The following is an 18695-nucleotide window of genomic DNA, read 5'->3' on the forward strand; positions in this document are numbered from 1 at the left end:
AGCTCGGAAGGAGTGGTGTGATGGGTTCCGAAGCCTTCCTGCCCCTCGCTCTCATCATCGGCTATCTCCTGGGGTCCATCCCGTTCGGCCTGATCCTGACCAGGCTGGCCGGCACGCAGGATCTGCGCAGCATCGGCTCCGGCAATATCGGCGCCACCAACGTGCTGCGCACCGGACGCAAGGGGCTCGCGGCAGCAACCCTGCTCGGCGACGCGCTGAAGGGCACGGCCGCAGTCATCATCTCCGGCTATCTCGGCGGCCCGAATGCCGCGATGATCGCGGGCCTCGGCGCCTTCCTCGGCCACTTGTTCCCGGTGTGGCTGAAGTTCCGCGGCGGCAAGGGCGTGGCGGTCTACATCGGTATTCTGATTGGCCTGTTCTGGCCCGGCGCCATCTTCTTCTGCCTGGTGTGGCTCACCACCGCGTTCGCGCTCCGCTACTCATCGCTCGCGGCACTCGTCGCCAGCGTGCTGACGCCGATCGTGCTGTGGGCTTTCGGTCACACCGCGCTGGCCGCCTTGTTCACCTTGCTCACACTGTTGCTCGTTTACATGCATCGCGAAAACATCAAGCGATTGCAGTCGGGCACCGAGAGCAAGATCGGGGCGAAGAAGTAATCACTCCGGACAAATACGGAAAACCTGTGTTGCGCCCTGATTTCACAGCGGCTGCGCAGCAACACCGGCGATTCATCAGCTAATAAGTTAACGCGGGACTCTGGCGTGAATCATGATTGCCTGTCATGATTCCTGCATGTGGTTACGCAAGACCAATTCCAGCGGTTCGTCGGCCACGCACGATGACCGTACTGATCAGGCTCCGGCGCAGCAGAAGGCGGCCCCGGCCCGATCGAACGCCAGCCTGCTGCTCTCGGCCGCCGAGATCTGGTCGACCGGCATCACGGCCGCTACAGACCCGGCGCCCACGCCTGAGGCGATCGCGCCCGCTGCGCCGATCATGCCGAACGTGGCACCATCCACCGAAGCATCCGAACCGCACCCTGCGCCGGAACGAGCCGATGTCGCGCCGGCCGTTACCGAGATGATCATGACGGCCACGAGCGCGCCCGTGATCAGCGACACCAAAGCTGCAGAGACGCCCGAGCGAACGCTTGCGGAGACGATCGCAACGGTCACGCTGCCGCCACCACCCCGGACGTGGCCGCCGCGCAAGCTGTCGCTGGCCCTGCAGGGCGGCGGAACGTTCTCGGCCTTCACCTGGGGCGTGCTGGATCGCCTGCTCGAGGAGCCCGGTTGCGATTTCGACACCATCAGCGGCGCCAGCGCCGGCGCGGTCAACGCCGCGCTGCTCGCGAGCGGGCTCGCCAAGGGCGGCCGCGACGAAGCCCGCAACCGGCTCGCTTTGTTCTGGACCCGGCTGATGGAGGAGGCGTCGTTCCGATCGCTGTTGGTGATCGGCGCGTACTCGCCGGCGAGCAGCTCGGTGTCGTTCGGTGCGGGGCTGCGCGGCGGACGCGCCGACCCGCTCGATCTCGACCCGCTCCGCGACATCCTCCTTGAGACGATCGATTTCGACGCCGTGCAGGGCCCGGCCGCGCCCCGCCTGCTGATCGCGGCGACCCGGGCCCGTGACGGCCTGCCGCAGATCTTCCGCAATGCCGGCATCACGCCGGATGCGCTGCTCGCCTCCACCTGTCCCGCGCAACTGCACGCCGCTGTCGACATCGAGGGCGAGGCGTATTGGGACGGCAGTTACCTCACCAATCCGCCGCTGATCCAGATCGCGCATGAGTCCAGCGCCGCCGACCTGCTGGTCGTTCAGGTCACGCCCGCGCGCGACGGCAATGTCCCGATGACCTCGGCCGCGATCGATCGCCGTCTCGACCAGATCGCCGGCAATGCGGTCCTGAACGCCGAGCTCGCGGCGCTCGAATGGGCACGCAGCGACGGCCTGCATCCGCCGCGCGTTCATCGGCTTGCCGCCGAGGACGAGATCGAGGCCCTGGCTCAGCGCGATGCGACCGATCTCGGCAGCAGCTTCATCGAGTTGCTGTACCAGCGCGGACGCGACGCCGCCGAGCGCTGGCTGCGCGAGGCTCCGGTCGGCACCACGCCGGCCATCCAGGGCGATCAGCCGGCGCTGTCGTCTCCGATGTCCGCGTCCGAGAATGTACGCGACGTCGCGCCGGCGTAGCGCGCCCTCTTCCCTGCGTCCTCGGGTTGCTCCATTCTAGTCCCCGGTAAAAGGGGGCTTTGCGTGGATGCCATCAACACGACGATCGAGCTGAGCGACACCGAGCGGCGCGACCGGCTGCGCCTGATCCGGTCCGACAATGTCGGCCCGCGCACCTTCCGCTCGCTGCTCGACCATTTCGGCACCGCGCGCGTAGCGCTCGACCGGCTGCCCGATCTGGCACGCCGCGGCGGCGCGGCCGGAGCCGGCCGGATCTGCACGGTCGGCGAAGCCGAGGCCGAACTCGAAGCCTGCAAACGGCAAGGCGTCGAACTGCGGGCGCCGGACGAGGACGGCTATCCGCCCCGCCTCGCCGCCTGCGAGGATGCGCCTCCGCTGCTCGCGGTGCGCGGCGCCCGCGAGACGTTGATGCGCCCGATGATCGCCATCGTCGGCTCGCGCAACGCTTCCGCCGCCGGACTCAAATTCGCCGGCCAGATCACCCATGAGCTCGGTCAGGCCGGCTTCGTCATCATCTCCGGCCTCGCCCGTGGCATCGATCAGGCCGCCCATCGCGCGAGCCTCGGCAGCGGCACGGTCGCGGTGCTCGCCGGCGGCCACGACCGGATCTATCCGCCGGAGCACGTCGACCTGCTCGGCGCCATCATCAGTGGCAGCGGCGCCGCAATCTCCGAGATGCCGCTCGGACACGAGCCGCGCGCCCGCGACTTTCCCCGCCGCAACCGGCTGATCTCCGGCGCCTCGCTCGGCGTCGTCGTCGTCGAGGCCGCGCATCGCTCGGGCTCGCTGATCACGGCGCGCATGGCCGGCGAACAGGGCCGCGAGGTCTTCGCCGTCCCGGGCTCGCCGCTCGATCCCCGCTGCGCGGGCACCAACGATCTCATCAAGCAGGGCGCCGCGCTCGTCACCGAAGCCGCCGACATCATCCAGGCCGTCGGCCCGATCATGGAGCGGCCGCTGCCCTTTTCGCTGCGCGAGCCGGACGAGGAGTTGTTCGCCCCCGATCCCGAAAGCCACGACCGCGCGCAGATCACAGCCCTGCTCGGCCCGACGCCCGTCTCGATCGACGACCTGATCCGGATCAGCGGTCTGTCACCCGCCGTGCTGCGCATGGTGCTGCTCGAGCTGGAGCTGGCCGGCCGCCTGGAGCGCCACGGCGGCGGGATGGTGTCACTCACCTAGCGCTCAGTCGGCATCCTTGCGTGCGTCGAAGTGCGTTCGTGCCCGCTCGATCTGCTCCTGGTGCTGGATGGCCCAGTGCCCGAGCGCCTGCACGGGCTGCGACAGGCCGCGGCCGAGATCGGTCAATTCATAGTCGACCCGCGGCGGGATGGTCGGAAACACCGTGCGCGTCACCAGCCCGTCGCGTTCGAGGCCGCGCAGCGTCAGGGTCAGCATGCGCTGGGAAATGCCGCCCACGAGGCGCTTGAGCTCGTTGAAGCGCTTCGGCCCGTCCTGCAGCATCATGATGACGAACACGCTCCATTTGTCGCCGACGCGCGCCAGGATCGAGGCGACGCCCCGGCAATCATTGTGCTCCGGCTCCGCCGGCAGGTCAGGATCAGGGCTGTTCGCAGGTGTCATGGCTGTGCCCGAGTTTCAAAAATGTGCGTTCTTGTGGAGTTACAGCACAGTCACTCATAGTGCGCCAGTTACAAACCAATACCAAGGTGACTGACCGATGACCCAACTCCTTCATGTCGACTCCAGCGTGCTCGGCCCCCACTCCGTCAGCCGTCAGGTGTCCGCCGCAATCGTCGCGCGGCTCCGCCAGCTGACGCCGGGCCTCGAGGTCACCTATCGGGATGTCGCCGCAGAACCGCTGTTGCATCTGTCTGGCGCGCATGTCGCGACCATGCGCGGAGGAGCGGCAGCGGATCCAGCCATCGAGGCGGACATCACGTCCGGTCAGGCGGTCCTTGAGGAGTTTCTCCGCGCCGATACCGTCGTGATCGGGGCTCCGATGTACAATTTCTCCATCCCGAGCCAGCTCAAGGCATGGATCGACCGCATCGCGGTCGCGGGCAAGACCTTCAAATATGGCCCGAACGGCCCGGAAGGGCTCGCCGGCGACAAGCGCGTGATCATCGCAATCTCGCGCGGCGGCCGTTATGGCGCGGATACGCCGATGGCCGCCTTCGAACATCTGGAGACCTATTTGCGCGGGGTCTTCAGCTTCATCGGCGTCAAGGATCTCACATTCATCGCGGCCGATGGTGTCCAGATCGGGCCGGAGCAGCGCGAGCAGGCGCTCGCGACGGCGCTTCAGACGGCCGGCGATCTCGCTGCCTGATCGAGACGGTGGCTGCCGCCGGCAGCCACCGTCTCTCACCGTGACGAGACCTCGCCACATGCTGCTCTCTGGCGCCTACCCCCGATAGATCGGCGCACCGGCCGGCGAGCTCGTGGCGCCGCCATCGACGAACAGCTCCTGCCCCTGGATGTGCGCGGCATCGTCCGACGCCAGGAACAGCACGGTGCTGGCGATATTCTCCGGCTCGCCGATATGGCCGAGCGGCGTGGTCGCCGCGATCCTTGCCTCGAACATCTTCTCAGCCTCGGGCGTCGCGACCGCGGCGCCCCAGATCGGCGTCCGGATCGCGCCCGGCGCAACCACGTTGACGCGGATGCCGCGCGGCGACAGCTCCGACGCCAGCACCCGCGCCATCGCGCGCACCCCGGCCTTGCTCGCGGCGTAGGCCGAATAGCCGGGATTGCCCAGCACCGAGATCACGGAGCCATTGAGGATGATCGAGGCGCCGTCCTTGAGATGAGGCAGCGCCGCCTGAACGGTGAAGAACACGCCCGTCAGATTGGTGCGGATCACCTGCTCGAACACCTCGGGCCTGGTTGCTCCGGCCGGGGTCGCGCCGGGGATGCCGGCATTGGCGAACAGGATGTCGAGCTTGCCGAAGCGCTCTGCGGCGCGGGCGGCCGCGGCCTCGGTCGCAGCGATGTCGGTGGCATCGGCCACCAGCGCCAGCGCGTTCGGCCCGAGCTCGCGCGCCGCAGCCTCCAGCCGCCCGGCATCGCGCCCAGTAATCGCGATCCTGGCGCCTTCCGCGACGAAGCGCCGGGCGGTCGCAAGCCCGATGCCGCTACTGCCGCCGGTAATCAGTGCCGTCTTGTTTGCAAGCCTCACGCCCGCCTCCAAATAGTTGCATAATTAAACCGATAGACGACATAGGCCAGTCGGTTTTATAATGCAACCACACAAGGGCGTGACCTGACGCGGGTGCGCCGGAGTACCGGCCGCGCCCCGCGGGCGACAGGACAAGGATGACGTGATGGTCAAGCGCACGAGCCTGGAAGGCGACGCCTGCCCGATCGCGCGGTCGCTAGATGCGATCGGCGACTGGTGGTCGCTGCTGATCATCCGCGATGCCTTTCTCGGCGTGCGCCGCTTCAGCGCATTTCAGCGCAGCCTCGGCATGGCGAAGAACATCCTTACGGTGCGACTGCGGGCGCTGGTCGATCGTGGCATCCTGACCACCGAGCCGGCCGCGGATGGCAGCTCCTATCGCGACTACGTGCTGACGCCGAAAGGCCGCGGCCTGTTTCCGATCCTGGTCGCACTGCGACAGTGGAGCGAGGAATTCGACGAGCACCCGGACGAGATCGCCACCGCGCTCGTCGACCGCGCGAACCGCAGGCCGGTTCGCAAGCTGCTGCTGACTGCGGAGGACGGCCGGACGCTGGCGCCGGAGGAAACCGCTCTCGCCCCGCGCTGAGCGCGGCCGGCCGTCAGCAGAGCCTGTGGCGGCTGCGCAGCCTGAGATGCTCCTCGGCCTCCAGGTTCGCCATGCGCAGCAGGTAGTCGAGCATGTCGAGGTGATGACGCTGCGCCAGATGCGACAGGCTGGCCGTCACCTCGGCGATCAGCGCCGCCGCGGCGTCGGGATCCTCCACCGTCACCTCGACGTCCGGGTCGCTTTTGTCCACTGCCTTGGCCAACAACCGTCACCCAGCATAAGGAATTTGACGAAAAACAACCTCAAAAGAGCACGATTCTCATCGTGCTCCGTACAACCTGATAGGTACTTCGCCGGTCGAACGCAATCGCCTTTCAACATCCCTCGATTTGACAGGAACCCCCTCACCACCCATGTTCGGGTCAACGCAGCCGGCGCGAATCCCGCGAAGCCAGCTTCAATCCTTCCACTAAGCCATTGGAAATACATGAATATCGTCATCGTGGAGTCGCCTGCCAAGGCCAAGACGATCAATAAGTATCTGGGCTCCTCCTACGAGGTTCTGGCCTCTTTCGGTCATGTCCGCGACCTTCCGGCCAAGAACGGTTCCGTCGATCCGGACGAGAATTTCCGCATGATCTGGGAGATCGATCCCAAGGCGGCCGGCCGACTCAACGATATCGCCAAATCGCTGAAGGGCGCTGACCGGCTGATTCTCGCCACCGACCCTGATCGCGAGGGCGAAGCGATTTCCTGGCATGTGCTGGAGGTGTTGAAGGAGAAGCGTGCGCTCAAGGATCAGAAGATCGAGCGCGTCGTCTTCAACGCCATCACCAAGCAGGCCGTCTCGGAGGCGATGAAGCATCCGCGCCAGATCGACGGCGCGCTGGTCGACGCCTACATGGCGCGCCGCGCACTCGATTACCTCGTGGGCTTCACTCTCTCTCCCGTGCTGTGGCGCAAGCTGCCGGGCGCCCGCTCGGCCGGGCGCGTGCAGTCGGTCGCGCTGCGCCTCGTCTGCGATCGCGAGCTCGAGATCGAGAAGTTCGTCCCGCGCGAATACTGGTCGCTGATCGCGACCTTGGCGACGCCGCGCGGTGACAGCTTCGAGGCGCGCCTCGTCGGCGCCGACGGCAAGAAGATCCAGCGGCTCGACATCGGCACCGGCGCCGAAGCCGAGGATTTCAAGAACGCGCTCAACGCGGCGAGCTACACGGTCGCGACCGTCGACGCCAAGCCCGCGCGGCGCAACCCGCAGGCCCCCTTCACCACCTCGACCCTGCAGCAGGAGGCGAGCCGCAAGCTCGGCTTCGCGCCGGCGCACACGATGCGCATCGCGCAGCGTCTCTATGAGGGCATCGACATCGGCGGCGAGACCACCGGTCTCATCACCTATATGCGAACCGACGGCGTGCAGATCGACGGTTCGGCGATCACCCAGGCCCGCAAGGTGATCGGCGAGATCTACGGCAACAAATATGTGCCGGAGAGCCCGCGCCAGTACCAGGCCAAGGCCAAGAACGCCCAGGAAGCGCATGAAGCGATCCGCCCGACCGACCTGTCGCGCAAGCCGGCCGATCTACGCAAGCGGCTCGATGACGACCAGGCCAAGCTCTATGAGCTGATCTGGACCCGTACGATCGCGAGCCAGATGGAATCCGCCGAGCTGGAGCGCACCACCGTCGACATCATCGCCAAGGCGGGCGCCCGCACCCTGGAGCTGCGCGCGACGGGCCAGGTCATCAAGTTCGACGGCTTCCTCGCCCTCTATCAGGAAGGCCGCGACGACGAGGAGGACGAGGACGGCCGCCGCCTGCCGCAGATGAGCCCAGGCGAGCCGCTGAAGCGTCAGAATCTCGCGGTCACCCAGCATTTCACCGAGCCGCCGCCGCGCTTCTCCGAGGCCTCGCTGGTCAAGCGCATGGAGGAGCTCGGCATCGGCCGACCCTCGACCTATGCCTCGATCCTGCAGGTGCTGAAGGACCGCGGCTATGTGAAGCTCGAGAAGAAGCGGCTGCACGGCGAGGACAAGGGCCGCGTCGTCGTCGCGTTCCTGGAGAACTTCTTCCGCCGCTACGTCGAGTATGATTTCACGGCGGATCTCGAGGAGCAGCTCGACCGCATCTCCAACAACGAGATCGCCTGGCAGCAGGTCCTGAAGGATTTCTGGACCGGCTTCATCGGCGCCGTCGACGACATCAAGGACCTGCGCGTGGCGCAGGTGCTCGACGCGCTCGACGAGATGCTCGGGCCCCACATCTATCCGCCGCGCGACGATGGTGGCGATGTCCGGCAGTGCCCGACCTGCGGCACCGGACGGCTCAACCTCAAGGCCGGCAAGTTCGGCGCCTTCGTCGGCTGCTCGAACTATCCGGAATGCCGCTACACCCGCCCGCTCGCCGCCGACAGCGAGGCGACGGCCGATCGCGTGCTCGGCCAGGATCCGGACAGCGGCCTCGACGTCGTCGTCAAGGCCGGCCGCTTCGGCCCCTACATCCAGCTCGGCGAGCAGAAGGATTACGCCGAGGGCGAAAAGCCCAGGCGCGCCGGCATCCCGAAAGGGACGTCGCCCGCGAGCCTCGAACTCGACTACGCGCTGAAGCTGCTGTCGCTGCCACGTGAGGTGGGCATCCATCCGGAGACGGGTCTGCCGATCATCGCCAATCTCGGCCGCTTCGGGCCGTTCGTGAAGCACGACAAGACCTATGCGAGCTTGGAGGCGGGCGACGAGGTGTTCGACATCGGCCTCAACCGCGCCGTCACCCTGATCGCCGAGAAGATCGCCAAGGGACCGAGCAAGCGCTTCGGCGCCGATCCCGGCAAGGCGCTCGGCGACCATCCGTCGCTCGGCCCCGTCGCCGTCAAGGCCGGCCGCTACGGCGCCTATGTCACCGCCGGCGGCGTCAACGCCACCATTCCCGGCGACAAGGAGAAGGACACGATCACGCTGGCGGAGGCGATTGCGCTGCTCGACGAGCGCGCCGCCAAGGGCGGCGGCAAGAAGACCAAGGGCAAGGCTGCGAAGCCGGCCAAGGCTGCCAGCAAGGCCAAGCCGAAGACCGGCGGTGACGACGACACGCCGAAGCCGGCGAAAAAGGCCGTGGCGAAGAAGGCGGCCGCCAAACCGAAATCAGACTCCACCAGCAAGGCGCGTGCGCCCGTCGCCAAGGCCGCCAAGACCTCGGCCAAGCCTGCGACCAAGGCGACGCCCAAGAAAAGCGCCGGCAAGGCCCGCGGATGAGAAAATGACCCAAAAGCGCGACATCGGCTTCCCTTCGCGGGAGGCCATCGTCGCCTTCATCCGCGCCAATCCGGGCAAGGTTGGCACCAAGGACATCGCCCGCGCATTCGGCCTGAAGAACGCCGATCGCGTCGCGCTCAAGCAGTTGCTGCGCGAGCTCGTCGCCGACGGCACGGTGAAGAAGAGCGGCCGCAAGAAGGTCGTCGAGACCGCGACACTGCCGGCCACGCTGGTCGCCGACATCACCGGGCGCGACAGCGACGGCGAATTGATCGCCAAGCCGGCCGAATGGGACGAGGCCGAACAGTCCGAGCCGCCGCGCATCCGCATCCACACGCCGCGTCATGCCGGGCCGGGCTCGGCCGCCGGCGTCGGTGACCGGGCGCTGCTGCGGGTCGAGCCGATCAAGGATGCCGAAGGCGTGGCCTATCGCGGCCGCGTACTCAAGGTGCTCGATCAGGCGCGGCCGCGCGTGCTCGGCATTTTCCGCAGCAATCCCGGCGGCGGCGGCCGCCTCATTCCGGTCGACAAGAAGCAGGCCGGCCGCGAGCTCTCCATCGCGCCCGCCGACACCAAGGACGCCAAGGACGGCGATCTCATCAGCGTCGACCTTCTGCGTGGCCGTGGCTATGGCCTGCCCGCAGGACGCGTGAAGGAGCGCTACGGCTCGGTCGCCACCGAGAAGGCGATCAGCCTGATCGCGATCCATGCCCACGAGATCCCGATGGACTTCTCGGCCGCGGCGGTGGCCGAAGCCGAAGCCGCGCTGCCCGCGACCTTGAAGGGCCGGGAGGACTGGCGCGAGCTGCCGCTGGTCACGATCGATCCGCCCGATGCCAAGGACCACGACGACGCCGTTCATGCCGCGCCCGACCCCGATCCGAACAATGTCGGCGGCTTCATTGTCCACGTCGCCATCGCCGACGTTGCCTACTACGTGCGGCCGGGCTCGGCGCTCGATCGCGACGCGCTGATCCGCGGCAACTCGGTCTACTTCCCCGACCGCGTGGTGCCCATGCTGCCGGAGCGCATCTCCAACAATCTGTGCTCGCTGGTGCCGGGCGAGGCGCGCGGCGCGCTCGCCGTGCGCATGGTGATCGGCGCCGACGGCCGCAAGCGGTCGCACTCGTTCCACCGCGTGCTGATGCGCTCGGCCGCGAAGCTTTCCTATGCGCAGGCGCAGGCCGCGATCGATGGCAAGCCGGACGACGTCACCGGTCCCCTGCTCGAGCCGATCCTCACGCCGCTTTATGCGGCCTATGAGGTCGCCAAGCGCGGCCGCGACGCGCGCGATCCGCTCGACCTCGACATCCCCGAGCGCAAGATCCTGCTCAAGACCGACGGCACCGTCGATCGCGTCGTCGTGCCGGAGCGCCTCGACGCCCACAGGCTGATCGAGGAGTTCATGATCTCGGCCAACGTCGCCGCGGCCGAACTGCTGGAGAAGAAGGCGCTGCCCCTGATCTACCGCGTGCATGACGAGCCGACGGTGGAGAAGATCCATGCGCTGCAGGAGTTCCTGAAGACCCTCGACGTGCCCTTCGCCAAGAGCGGCGCGCTCAGGCCGTCGCTGTTTAACCGCGTGCTGACCCTGGTCGCCGGCCAGGACTACGAGCATCTCGTCAACGAGGTCGTGCTGCGCTCGCAGGCGCAGGCGGAATATTCGACCGACAATTACGGGCATTTCGGGCTGAACCTGCGCCGCTACGCCCACTTCACCTCGCCCATTCGCCGCTATGCCGACCTCGTCGTGCATCGCGGCCTGCTGCGCGCGCTGGGCCTCGGCGACGGCGCCCTGCCCGACAGCGAGACGCCGGATCATCTCGCCGAGGTCGCGGCGCAGATCTCGGTCACCGAGCGGCGCGCGATGAAGGCCGAGCGCGAGACCGCCGACCGGCTGATCGCCCATCACTTGGCCGACCGCATCGGCGCTACCTTCCAGGGCCGCATCTCCGGCGTCACCCGCGCGGGCCTGTTCATCAAGCTCGACGAGACCGGCGCCGACGGCCTGGTTCCGATCAGGACCCTCGGCACGGAATATTTCGACTATGACGAGACGCGGCACGCGCTGATCGGCCAGCGCAGCGGTGCCATGCACCGGCTGGGTGACGTCGTCGACGTGCGTCTGGTAGAAGCTCAGCCGGTGGCCGGCGCGCTGCGCTTCGAGCTCCTGACCCAGGCGGATGTCCTCGTTTCGCGGCATGGCCGCCGCGACCGGTCGAAGAGCAAGACGACCGTCAAGGCGAAGAGCAAGGCGACCAAGCGGGCCAAATCCGAGGCTCGTCCGAAGCACGAAGAAAAAAGCCGCAAGAAAAGCCAAAAGGCAGGGGCAAAACGCAAGCCCGGCACATCGAAGAAAGGCAGATCATGGACGCCATGAGTTCAACGCCCCACGCAATGCCGCAAACCTGGACACGTGACACCGGCCTCGCCGAGAAGCGCGACGTCTGGACCGCGATGAAGCGCGGCCTGCGCTGCCGCTGCCCGCGCTGCGGTGAGGGCAAGCTGTTCCGCGCCTTCCTGAAAGTCGCCGACAACTGCGACCGCTGCGGCCAGGATTTTTCCGGCCATCGCGCCGACGATCTTCCCGCCTATCTCGTGATCGTCATCGTCGGCCACATCATCGTGCCGCTGGTGCTCTCGATCGAGACCAACTACGCGCCGCCGGTGGCGCTGCAACTCGCGATCTATCTGCCGGTGACCTTGGTCGCCGCGCTTGCCTTGATTCAGCCGGTCAAGGGCGCCGTCGTCGGGCTGCAATGGGCGTTCCGCATGCACGGCTTCGACGACAATCCGGTGGAGGGCATTCCACCGGTGTGAGCATTCGACCGATCGACGAGCAAGAAAAAGGCGGGGAGGACATGAGCGGGACGGCACAGGCGACCGGCGCGCCGGCGGGTAAGCCCGCCGAGAAGGAAGCGGATCACCATCCCTACACCAAGCCAAGGGATGCGGCGACGCTGATCCTGGTCGATCGCAGCAGCACTGTGCCGAAGGTGCTGGTCGGCAAACGCCACGACAAGGTCGTGTTCATGCCGGGCAAGTTCGTCTTCCCCGGCGGCCGCGTCGACAAGACGGATCACCGCATCCCGGTCGCAGCGCCCATGCCGGCCGAGCTCGAAGCCAATCTGTTCAAGGGCAAGCCACAGACGACGGCGTCGCGCGCGAAGTCGCTGGCCGTCGCCGCGATCCGCGAGGCCTGCGAGGAAACCGGTCTCTGCCTGGGACGCAGGGTCGACGGCCCCGCACCGAAGCTTGAAGGTCCTTGGGCGCCATTCGCGCAGGCCGGCCTCCTGCCCGATCCCTCCGGCCTGTTCCTGATCGCCCGCGCCATCACCCCGCCCGGCCGCATCAAACGCTTCGACACCCGCTTCTTCACCGCGGATGCCTCAGCCATCACCCACCGCGTCGACGGCGTGATCCACGCCGATGCCGAGCTGGTCGAGCTGGTCTGGGTCGAGCTCGGCTCCAAGCCGCTCGCCGATCTGCACCCGATGACCAGGAACGTTCTCCACGAGCTCGACCGCCGCCTCGCCACCGGCCCGCTCCGCCACGACGCGCCGGTGCCGTTCTTCCATTTCTATGGCGGCAAGATGCAGAAGGACGTGCTGGGCGGTTGAGGCAATCCTCGGTATAGCGCCGCTACGATGCTCGGTCGTGAATGATCGCGGTCACCTCGATCTCGACGCGAGCCGCCTCAGGCGTGAGGCCTGCGACCTTCACGAGCGTGCTCGCGGGCCGAACCACCCCGAACGCTTCGCTATGCGCAAGGGCCACCGCATCGGTATCCGCCATGTCGGTCAAGTACACGACCGTACGCACCACGTGACGGAGCTCCGCTCCCGCCTTCTGCAGCGCTTCGGCGATAAGGCCGATTACGCTTTGCGCCTGTGCATAGACGTCGCGATCCAAATCAGGACCGCGCGCAGTCGTTCCGGAGACGAAGATTTGCTCGCCAACGCGGACCGCGCGCGCATAGCCATAGACGTCCTCGAACGGATAGCCTGAGGAAATGTTCAGCCGGTCTGACACGCCGATGGCTCCCTTGTGAATGAGTGCGAAAGGCACTGTTGCCGTTCGTCCCTGCCAGAGGGGCAGGATACTCGGTGGATGCTGGTCGCGGCGAGTGGGCGGTCCACCCCCACAACAAAGTGTAGTCCCAGCGAACGCCGGGACCCATACCGCGGAATCTTTCGATCGGCCCGGATGGTCGAGACTGTGCCTCACATTCCCTTCACGGAGTATGGATCCCGGCGTTCGCCGGGATGACACCGTTGTTTGGATCGCTTGCTCGGCACGTCATTGGAATGAGCGTGCTACGTCCGCCACCAAAAACGAAATCGTGTTCTGCCGCCGATTGCTGACACGCATGGGCCGAGTTCCTATCTGCCCAAGACAGCAACCATCCGCGGACGACCCTTCATGGCCCCACGTCAACTCAAGCTCGGCGCTTTCATGCGCCCGGTCTCCATCCACACCGGCGCGTGGCGCTATCCCGGCGCCTGGCCGGACGCCAATTTCAACTTCGCGCATCTGAAGCAGCTGATCCGCAAGCTCGAGGCCGGCAAGTTCGACGCCTTCTTCATGGCCGATCACCTGGCCGTGCTGAACATGCCGATCAATGCGCTGAAGCGCAGCCACACCGTGACCTCATTCGAGCCGTTCACGCTGCTCTCGGCGCTGTCGGCCGTCACCGAGCATATCGGGCTGATCGCGACGGGATCCACCACCTTCGACGAGCCCTATCACGTCGCCCGCCGCTTCGCTTCGCTCGATCACATCTCCGGCGGCCGCGCCGGATGGAATATCGTCACGACGTCCAATCCGGACGCCGCGCTGAATTTCGGCCTCGACGATCACATGGAGCACGCCGAGCGCTACAAGCGCGCCCGCGAGTTCTACGACGTCGTCACCGGCCTGTGGGACTCGTTCGCCGACGATGCCTTCGTGCGCGACGTCGAGCAGGGTCTGTTCTTCGAACCCGACAAGATGCATGTGCTCGATCACAAGGGCAAATATCTGAAAGTCCGCGGCCCGCTGAACATCGCCCGTCCCGTGCAGGGCTGGCCCGTCATCGTGCAGGCGGGCGCCTCGGAGGATGGCAAGCAGCTCGCGGCCGAGACGGCGGAGGCCGTGTTCACCGGCGGCGGCAGCCTCGCCGACGGACAAAAGCTCTATGCCGACATCAAGGGCCGCATGGAAAAAGTCAGCCGCGATCCGGAGCATCTGAAGATCCTGCCCGGCGCCTTCGTCGTGGTCGGCGACAGCGTCGACGAGGCCAGGGAGAAGCGCGCTCTGCTCGACAGCAAGGTGCATTACGACAGCGCCATCGCCTCGCTCTCGGTCATCCTCGGCACCGACGCCTCCGGCTTCGATCCCGACGGCCCGCTGCCTGATATCCCCGAGACCAACGCCTCCAAGAGCGGCCGCCAGCGCCTGGTCGATGTCGCCGCGCGCGACAAGCTCACGGTGCGGCAACTGGCGCTGCGGGTCGGCGGCTATGGCGGTCTGTCCTTCGTCGGCACCGCCACGACGATCGCCGACCAGATGCAGGAGTGGCTGGAAAGCCGTGGGTCGGACGGTTTCAACATCATGTTCCCGTTCCTGCCGGCCGGGCTCGACGACTTCGTCGACAAGGTGATTCCCGAGCTGCAGCGCCGCGGGATCTTCCGGACGGCGTATGAGGGGCCGACCTTGCGGGACAATCTCGGCCTGCCCCGACCGAAAAACCGCTTCTTCACGGCCTAGGGACCCCAGATTCTGGCCCTCAAACCTTGACTTTGGGGGCTGGCTGGGTAGGTTGCCGGCCAACGGCGCCCCCTCTTTGGCCGGTGCCCACCCCGATCCCGATTCCAGAGGTTCAAGACATGGCCAAAGCGGTCACCATCAAGGTCAAGCTCGTGTCGACCGCCGACACCGGCTTCTATTACGTTGCCAAGAAGAACTCGCGCACCATGACCGACAAGATGGTCAAGAAGAAGTATGACCCGGTTGCGCGCAAGCACGTCGAATTCCGCGAAGCCAAGATCAAGTAAGATCGCGGTCTGCTGCGACTTCAACGGGGCCGTTTCGGCCCCGTTTTTTATTGCACGCGATGCAGCCACTGGATGCGGCCGGAGCCGTCCCGCATCGGATCGGTCCACTCGCCGCGGTCGAATCTCCGTTCCCGACTTAAGGAGCCATCAACCAAACCTGTGCGATTTTGGGGTAGCGACGCACCCGCGAGTCTCGCAGCGTCTCCCTCCTTATCTTACCGGCAGACCAGCGATGACCGATCTTCAGACTTTGCAATCCCGTCTCGATTTTATCGGCATCGACAATGCGACCAGAGAGGCGCTGCGGGAGCTGCGGCCGCTGATCGGCAAGGTGCTGCCTGGGCTGCTGGAGCAGTTCTACGCCCATGTCGGCAAGTACCCGCATCTCGCCAAGATGTTCTCCACCCCGGCCGCCATGCGGCACGCCAAGCAGGCCCAGCACGATCATTGGATGTCGCTGGCGACCGCGAAGTTCGACGATGCCTATGTGAAGTCGGTGACCCGGATCGGGATGGCCCACAACCGGATGGGGCTGGAGCCGCGCTGGTACATCGCCGGCTATTCGCTGATCGTCACCGGGCTGCAGAAGGCGATCGAGACGGAGATCGCGGACGGCTGGTTCGGGGGCCAGTCGGCGCGCGAGAAGAAGGCCGCACTGCAGGCTGCGATCACCAAGGCGGCGATGATCGACATGGATCTCGCCATCTCGGTCTATCTCGATGCGGCCAAGACGGAGCAGCACGTCGCGATGCAGCGCATGGCCGATGAGTTCGAAGCCACCGTCGGCCAGATCATCAACAAGGTTCATGCCGACGCGCGCACGCTCGAGGTCTCGGCCAACACGCTGACCAAGACCGCCGAGCAGACCCAGCAGCTGTCGTCCAGCGCCGCTTCCGCCTCGGGCCAGGTCTCGACCAACGTGCAATCGGTCGCCTCGGCCGCGGAGGAAATGACCTCCTCGGTCCATGAGATCGGCCGCCAGGTCAGGGAATCGACCACCATCGCCAAGGAGGCCGTGCGCCAGATCGAGCAGACGGACGTCGGCATCAGCGAGCTGTCGCGCACCGCCGAGCGTATCGGCGACGTGCTCAAGCTGATCACCTCGATCGCCGCCCAGACCAACCTGCTGGCGCTGAACGCCACCATCGAGGCGGCGCGCGCCGGCGACGCCGGCCGCGGCTTCGCGGTGGTTGCCTCCGAGGTCAAGGCGCTGGCGTCGCAGACCGCCAAGGCCACCGAGGAGATCGGCCAGCAGATCGAAGGCATCCAGAACGCGACACAGTCCTCGGTCGCCTCGATCAAGCAGATCGGCGGCACCATCCAGCAGATCTCGGAGATCGCCGCCGGCATCGCCGCCGCCGTCGAGCAGCAGGGCACGGCGACGGGGCAGATCTCGCGCAACGTCCAGGAGGTCGCCGGCGGCACCGCGCGCGTCGCCGGCAACATCGACGACGTCAGCAAGGGGGCCAGTGCCACCGGCACCGCCTCCTCCCAGGTGCTGTCCTCCGCGCACTCGCTGTCGCGGGAGAGCGATCACCTCAAGGACGAGCTGGACAAGTTCCTGCGCAAGGTCCGCGCGGCGTAGCCGTGTTCAGCTGAAGCGTCGAGCGCATCAGCGCGAGCGTCATAGCCACTCTTCCGCGCGCCGTAAGATCGGCGGATCACGCTGGGCTGATCCGCCGGACGCACCAGGCGTGCTACATCCCGTGGCTCTGGAACACCGCCGCGCAGCGCTTGCTCAGCTTGGCCCGGCTCTGCGCCAGACAATTCTGGACCCCGAAGTCGTCGCCGAGCTGAGTGCGGCAGAAGCGCTTGGCGTCGGGTGCGCACGCCTTCTGCTCCTGCGGCGTGCCCATATGGGCCAGCGCGAATGACGGCAGAACGGACAGCGACACGGCAACCGCAAACATCAGCTTCTTCATCGGGGCTCCTCCTTGGGGCCCAGACAAACGCCTGCGGCGGCGGGCGGTTCCGACGACGTTCGATGCAGAACGGCCGCGCATCGCCCTGCGCTGGTCCGCTCCTCAGACCGCAACCGGACACGCGTGCGACAGCGCGGCGCGGGCGAGCAGCCGCGTCGAGTCCAACGTCGGCAAGGACGAGTTGGTGTCATCGATGATGAGCGGAATTTCGGTGCAGCCGAGCACGACCGCGTCGCAGCCCCGCGCCTTCAGCCGCACGATGATCGCCTGAAACGCGGCGATGGATGACGGCTCGAAGCGGCCGCAGACGAGCTCATCCATGATGATGCGGTTCGCCGTGATACGGTCGGCCTCGTCCGGGCGCTCGAAGGCGAGGCCGTTCGCGGCCAGGCTGTCGGGATAGACATTGCTGTCGACGAGCCATTTCGTGCCGGTGATGCCGACACGCCGATAGCCTCTCCTCGCCGCCTCCTTGGCGACCTCATCGGCGATGTGCAGCCACGGCAGCGGCGAGCGCGGCAGCACGAGCGGCAACGCCTGGTGGATGGTGTTGTCCGGGCAGATCAGGAAATCCGCGCCGGCCGCCGCGAGCTTGCGCGCCGAGGCCAGCATCAGCTCGGCCACGCCTGCGAGATCGCCGCGGTCGAGGCATGTCACGTAGTCGGCGAGCGACGGCGTGTGCATCGACACCTCGGGATGCGCATGCGGCCCGAGGACGCCGGCCCCCTCCTTGCAGATGGTGCGATAGCAAAGCGCGGCGCCCTCGGCGGAGCAGCCGACGATCCCGATATGTTGCGTCATCTGACATGGCCTCCTCTCGCGATTCTCCGCGGATGATGGTCGAGAGACGCGCGATCTCTCCTCCCTCATTGCGAACGCAGCAATCCAGGCTCGTCCCGCAGACGGACTCTGGATTGCGTCGCTGCGCGCGCAAGGACGTTGTGGCAACGGCTCGCTGAGCAGGCAAGCCCGCGCTTTGGAACAAGCCATGGCATCGCGAGGGCGGATCACGCGGATCCGCCCTGCCGACGACCACCGTAACGTCGAGCGCCGGCTCGCGCGCAGCTACATCACGCCGCGGGACATCATCAGATGCGCCGTGCTCCGCTTGAACCGTTCGAGAGCGCGGTGCGCGGCGATGTGGTCGATGTCGCCTCGGGTCAGGCCGATATCAATCAGTTGCGCCTCGCTCAGGTCACGCAGATCGACTCTCATCCGCCTGAGCCGGCGGCCCTCCTGAAACACCAGCCAATAGCGCGCCAGCCGGCCGAGCAATCCCGGCGCTGCTGCGCCCGGCGGCCCGGCGGCGTCCTTTTCCGACACCGCATCACGCAGCACCGTGATGGACGCGGACGGTCGCGGCGCGGCTTGCACGCCACGCACAGCGTTCGTCGCTGCGGCCATGGGACGATCGAGACCGGGAGCGGCGCCATCGCGCGCGATCTCGGCAGTGAGGTTGGTCTGGGGCGGCATCGGATGCTCCTGCTGTTGTGCCGGCAGGGAGCGTGGCCAAACAAAAGGCCCCGTCCGATGCCGGCGGGGCCTGGTGGAATGATCGTGTCGTCGAAAACCTAGCGCACGACTCCTCCCACGGCCCGGCTGCAGCGGGTCGTATGTTTGCGGTTGGAGCGGCGCACGACATTGATCATGG

The 18695-nt window shown here is 66.8% G+C and carries 19 protein-coding genes; 12 read left to right on the forward strand and 7 right to left on the reverse strand.

All coding sequences use genetic code 11. The annotated features are described in order from the left end of the window. Positions 1-20 precede the first annotated feature (20 nt). The 3 genes from plsY (at position 21) to dprA (ending at position 3336) form a co-directional block, all read left to right on the forward strand. Positions 21-617 (forward strand): glycerol-3-phosphate 1-O-acyltransferase PlsY, encoded by a 597-nt coding sequence (plsY, locus tag QW868_RS25280; protein WP_315784501.1) that lies wholly within the window; start codon positions 21-23, stop codon positions 615-617. Positions 618-753: 136 nt separating this feature from the next. Next, positions 754-2154: a patatin-like phospholipase family protein gene (locus QW868_RS25285; RefSeq protein WP_315784503.1), complete on the forward strand. Its 1401-nt coding sequence runs from the start codon at positions 754-756 to the stop codon at positions 2152-2154. Positions 2155-2217: 63 nt separating this feature from the next. Continuing rightward, the gene (gene dprA / locus QW868_RS25290) at positions 2218-3336 is read left to right on the forward strand and encodes a DNA-processing protein DprA (protein ID WP_315784505.1); all 1119 of its coding nucleotides are present in this window, start codon (positions 2218-2220) and stop codon (positions 3334-3336) included. Between the two features lie 3 nt (positions 3337-3339). Here dprA and QW868_RS25295 read toward each other — a convergent pair whose 3' ends face one another. Then, positions 3340-3738: a helix-turn-helix domain-containing protein gene (locus QW868_RS25295; protein ID WP_315740292.1), complete on the reverse strand. Its 399-nt coding sequence runs from the start codon at positions 3736-3738 to the stop codon at positions 3340-3342. A gap of 97 nt (positions 3739-3835) precedes the next feature. Here QW868_RS25295 and QW868_RS25300 point away from each other — a divergent pair, with 97 nt between their 5' ends. Beyond that, positions 3836-4447 carry an FMN-dependent NADH-azoreductase gene (locus tag QW868_RS25300; protein WP_315784507.1) on the forward strand — a complete coding sequence of 204 codons (612 nt, stop codon included), beginning with the start codon at positions 3836-3838 and terminating at the stop codon, positions 4445-4447. Positions 4448-4522: 75 nt separating this feature from the next. Here the strand turns inward: QW868_RS25300 and QW868_RS25305 are convergent, their stop codons facing one another. Further along, a complete protein-coding gene (locus tag QW868_RS25305) occupies positions 4523-5296 on the reverse strand; it encodes a glucose 1-dehydrogenase (protein WP_315775218.1) in 774 nt (257 codons plus the stop codon). Between the two features lie 145 nt (positions 5297-5441). Between QW868_RS25305 and QW868_RS25310 the strand changes: the two genes are divergently transcribed. Beyond that, on the forward strand, positions 5442-5885 hold the full coding sequence (locus QW868_RS25310) for a helix-turn-helix domain-containing protein (protein ID WP_315740295.1): 444 nt from the start codon (positions 5442-5444) through the stop codon (positions 5883-5885). Between the two features lie 13 nt (positions 5886-5898). On the opposite strand, the gene QW868_RS25315 is transcribed toward QW868_RS25310, so the two are convergent. Beyond that, the gene (locus QW868_RS25315) at positions 5899-6108 is read right to left on the reverse strand and encodes a hypothetical protein (RefSeq protein ID WP_315740362.1); all 210 of its coding nucleotides are present in this window, start codon (positions 6106-6108) and stop codon (positions 5899-5901) included. A gap of 225 nt (positions 6109-6333) precedes the next feature. Between QW868_RS25315 and topA the strand changes: the two genes are divergently transcribed. Genes topA through QW868_RS25335 form a run of 4 tightly spaced genes read left to right on the forward strand, consistent with a single transcriptional unit; the run spans position 6334 to position 12707 of the window. Further along, the gene (gene topA / locus QW868_RS25320) at positions 6334-9087 is read left to right on the forward strand and encodes a type I DNA topoisomerase (RefSeq protein ID WP_316231794.1); all 2754 of its coding nucleotides are present in this window, start codon (positions 6334-6336) and stop codon (positions 9085-9087) included. 4 nt (positions 9088-9091) lie between these two features. Next, positions 9092-11467 (forward strand): ribonuclease R, encoded by a 2376-nt coding sequence (rnr, locus tag QW868_RS25325; protein WP_315740297.1) that lies wholly within the window; start codon positions 9092-9094, stop codon positions 11465-11467. Then, positions 11464-11907, forward strand: a complete 444-nt coding sequence (locus QW868_RS25330; protein WP_315740298.1) for a DUF983 domain-containing protein — start codon at positions 11464-11466, stop codon at positions 11905-11907. Before rnr ends, QW868_RS25330 begins: the two co-directional genes overlap by 4 nt. Positions 11908-11948: 41 nt before the next feature. Next, complete coding sequence (locus tag QW868_RS25335; protein ID WP_316231795.1) at positions 11949-12707, forward strand: NUDIX domain-containing protein; 759 nt, start codon at positions 11949-11951, stop codon at positions 12705-12707. A 22-nt stretch (positions 12708-12729) separates the two neighbouring features. On the opposite strand, the gene QW868_RS25340 is transcribed toward QW868_RS25335, so the two are convergent. Next, positions 12730-13119 (reverse strand): RidA family protein, encoded by a 390-nt coding sequence (locus tag QW868_RS25340; RefSeq protein ID WP_316231796.1) that lies wholly within the window; start codon positions 13117-13119, stop codon positions 12730-12732. A gap of 390 nt (positions 13120-13509) precedes the next feature. On the opposite strand from QW868_RS25340, the gene QW868_RS25345 reads away from it, so the two are divergent. The 3 genes from QW868_RS25345 to QW868_RS25355 all read left to right on the forward strand — a co-directional run bounded on the left by QW868_RS25345 (position 13510) and on the right by QW868_RS25355 (position 16707). Then, positions 13510-14835 carry an LLM class flavin-dependent oxidoreductase gene (locus tag QW868_RS25345; RefSeq protein WP_316231797.1) on the forward strand — a complete coding sequence of 442 codons (1326 nt, stop codon included), beginning with the start codon at positions 13510-13512 and terminating at the stop codon, positions 14833-14835. A gap of 119 nt (positions 14836-14954) precedes the next feature. Next, positions 14955-15122 carry a 50S ribosomal protein L33 gene (gene rpmG, locus QW868_RS25350; RefSeq protein ID WP_015666342.1) on the forward strand — a complete coding sequence of 56 codons (168 nt, stop codon included), beginning with the start codon at positions 14955-14957 and terminating at the stop codon, positions 15120-15122. Positions 15123-15354: 232 nt separating this feature from the next. Continuing rightward, positions 15355-16707 carry a globin-coupled sensor protein gene (locus tag QW868_RS25355; RefSeq protein ID WP_316231798.1) on the forward strand — a complete coding sequence of 451 codons (1353 nt, stop codon included), beginning with the start codon at positions 15355-15357 and terminating at the stop codon, positions 16705-16707. Between the two features lie 112 nt (positions 16708-16819). On the opposite strand, the gene QW868_RS25360 is transcribed toward QW868_RS25355, so the two are convergent. The 3 genes from QW868_RS25360 to QW868_RS25370 all read right to left on the reverse strand — a co-directional run bounded on the left by QW868_RS25360 (position 16820) and on the right by QW868_RS25370 (position 18517). After that, positions 16820-17044, reverse strand: coding sequence for a hypothetical protein (locus tag QW868_RS25360; RefSeq protein WP_316231799.1), 225 nt, complete (start codon positions 17042-17044; stop codon positions 16820-16822). A 102-nt stretch (positions 17045-17146) separates the two neighbouring features. Beyond that, positions 17147-17845, reverse strand: a complete 699-nt coding sequence (locus QW868_RS25365; RefSeq protein ID WP_315784520.1) for an aspartate/glutamate racemase family protein — start codon at positions 17843-17845, stop codon at positions 17147-17149. 264 nt (positions 17846-18109) lie between these two features. Continuing rightward, positions 18110-18517, reverse strand: a complete 408-nt coding sequence (locus tag QW868_RS25370; RefSeq protein ID WP_315740305.1) for a DUF1127 domain-containing protein — start codon at positions 18515-18517, stop codon at positions 18110-18112. Positions 18518-18695: the final 178 nt, after the last annotated feature.

The sequence above is a fragment of the Bradyrhizobium sp. SZCCHNR1051 genome (assembly GCF_032489615.1).
Taxonomy (GTDB): Bacteria; Pseudomonadota; Alphaproteobacteria; order Rhizobiales; family Xanthobacteraceae; genus Bradyrhizobium.

Bases quoted from the DNA above. Each gene is read 5' to 3' on its own strand.
- plsY (WP_315784501.1), top strand. From the start codon at position 21: ATGGGTTCCGAAGCCTTCCTGCCCCTCGCTCTCATCATCGGCTATCTC.
- QW868_RS25285 (WP_315784503.1), top strand. From the start codon at position 754: ATGTGGTTACGCAAGACCAATTCCAGCGGTTCGTCGGCCACGCACGAT.
- QW868_RS25295 (WP_315740292.1), bottom strand. From the start codon at position 3,738: ATGACACCTGCGAACAGCCCTGATCCTGACCTGCCGGCGGAGCCGGAG.
- QW868_RS25300 (WP_315784507.1), top strand. From the start codon at position 3,836: ATGACCCAACTCCTTCATGTCGACTCCAGCGTGCTCGGCCCCCACTCC.
- QW868_RS25310 (WP_315740295.1), top strand. From the start codon at position 5,442: ATGGTCAAGCGCACGAGCCTGGAAGGCGACGCCTGCCCGATCGCGCGG.
- topA (WP_316231794.1), top strand. From the start codon at position 6,334: ATGAATATCGTCATCGTGGAGTCGCCTGCCAAGGCCAAGACGATCAAT.
- rnr (WP_315740297.1), top strand. From the start codon at position 9,092: ATGACCCAAAAGCGCGACATCGGCTTCCCTTCGCGGGAGGCCATCGTC.
- QW868_RS25330 (WP_315740298.1), top strand. From the start codon at position 11,464: ATGAGTTCAACGCCCCACGCAATGCCGCAAACCTGGACACGTGACACC.
- QW868_RS25335 (WP_316231795.1), top strand. From the start codon at position 11,949: ATGAGCGGGACGGCACAGGCGACCGGCGCGCCGGCGGGTAAGCCCGCC.
- QW868_RS25345 (WP_316231797.1), top strand. From the start codon at position 13,510: ATGGCCCCACGTCAACTCAAGCTCGGCGCTTTCATGCGCCCGGTCTCC.
- rpmG (WP_015666342.1), top strand. From the start codon at position 14,955: ATGGCCAAAGCGGTCACCATCAAGGTCAAGCTCGTGTCGACCGCCGAC.
- QW868_RS25355 (WP_316231798.1), top strand. From the start codon at position 15,355: ATGACCGATCTTCAGACTTTGCAATCCCGTCTCGATTTTATCGGCATC.
- QW868_RS25360 (WP_316231799.1), bottom strand. From the start codon at position 17,044: ATGAAGAAGCTGATGTTTGCGGTTGCCGTGTCGCTGTCCGTTCTGCCG.
- QW868_RS25365 (WP_315784520.1), bottom strand. From the start codon at position 17,845: ATGACGCAACATATCGGGATCGTCGGCTGCTCCGCCGAGGGCGCCGCG.
- QW868_RS25370 (WP_315740305.1), bottom strand. From the start codon at position 18,517: ATGCCGCCCCAGACCAACCTCACTGCCGAGATCGCGCGCGATGGCGCC.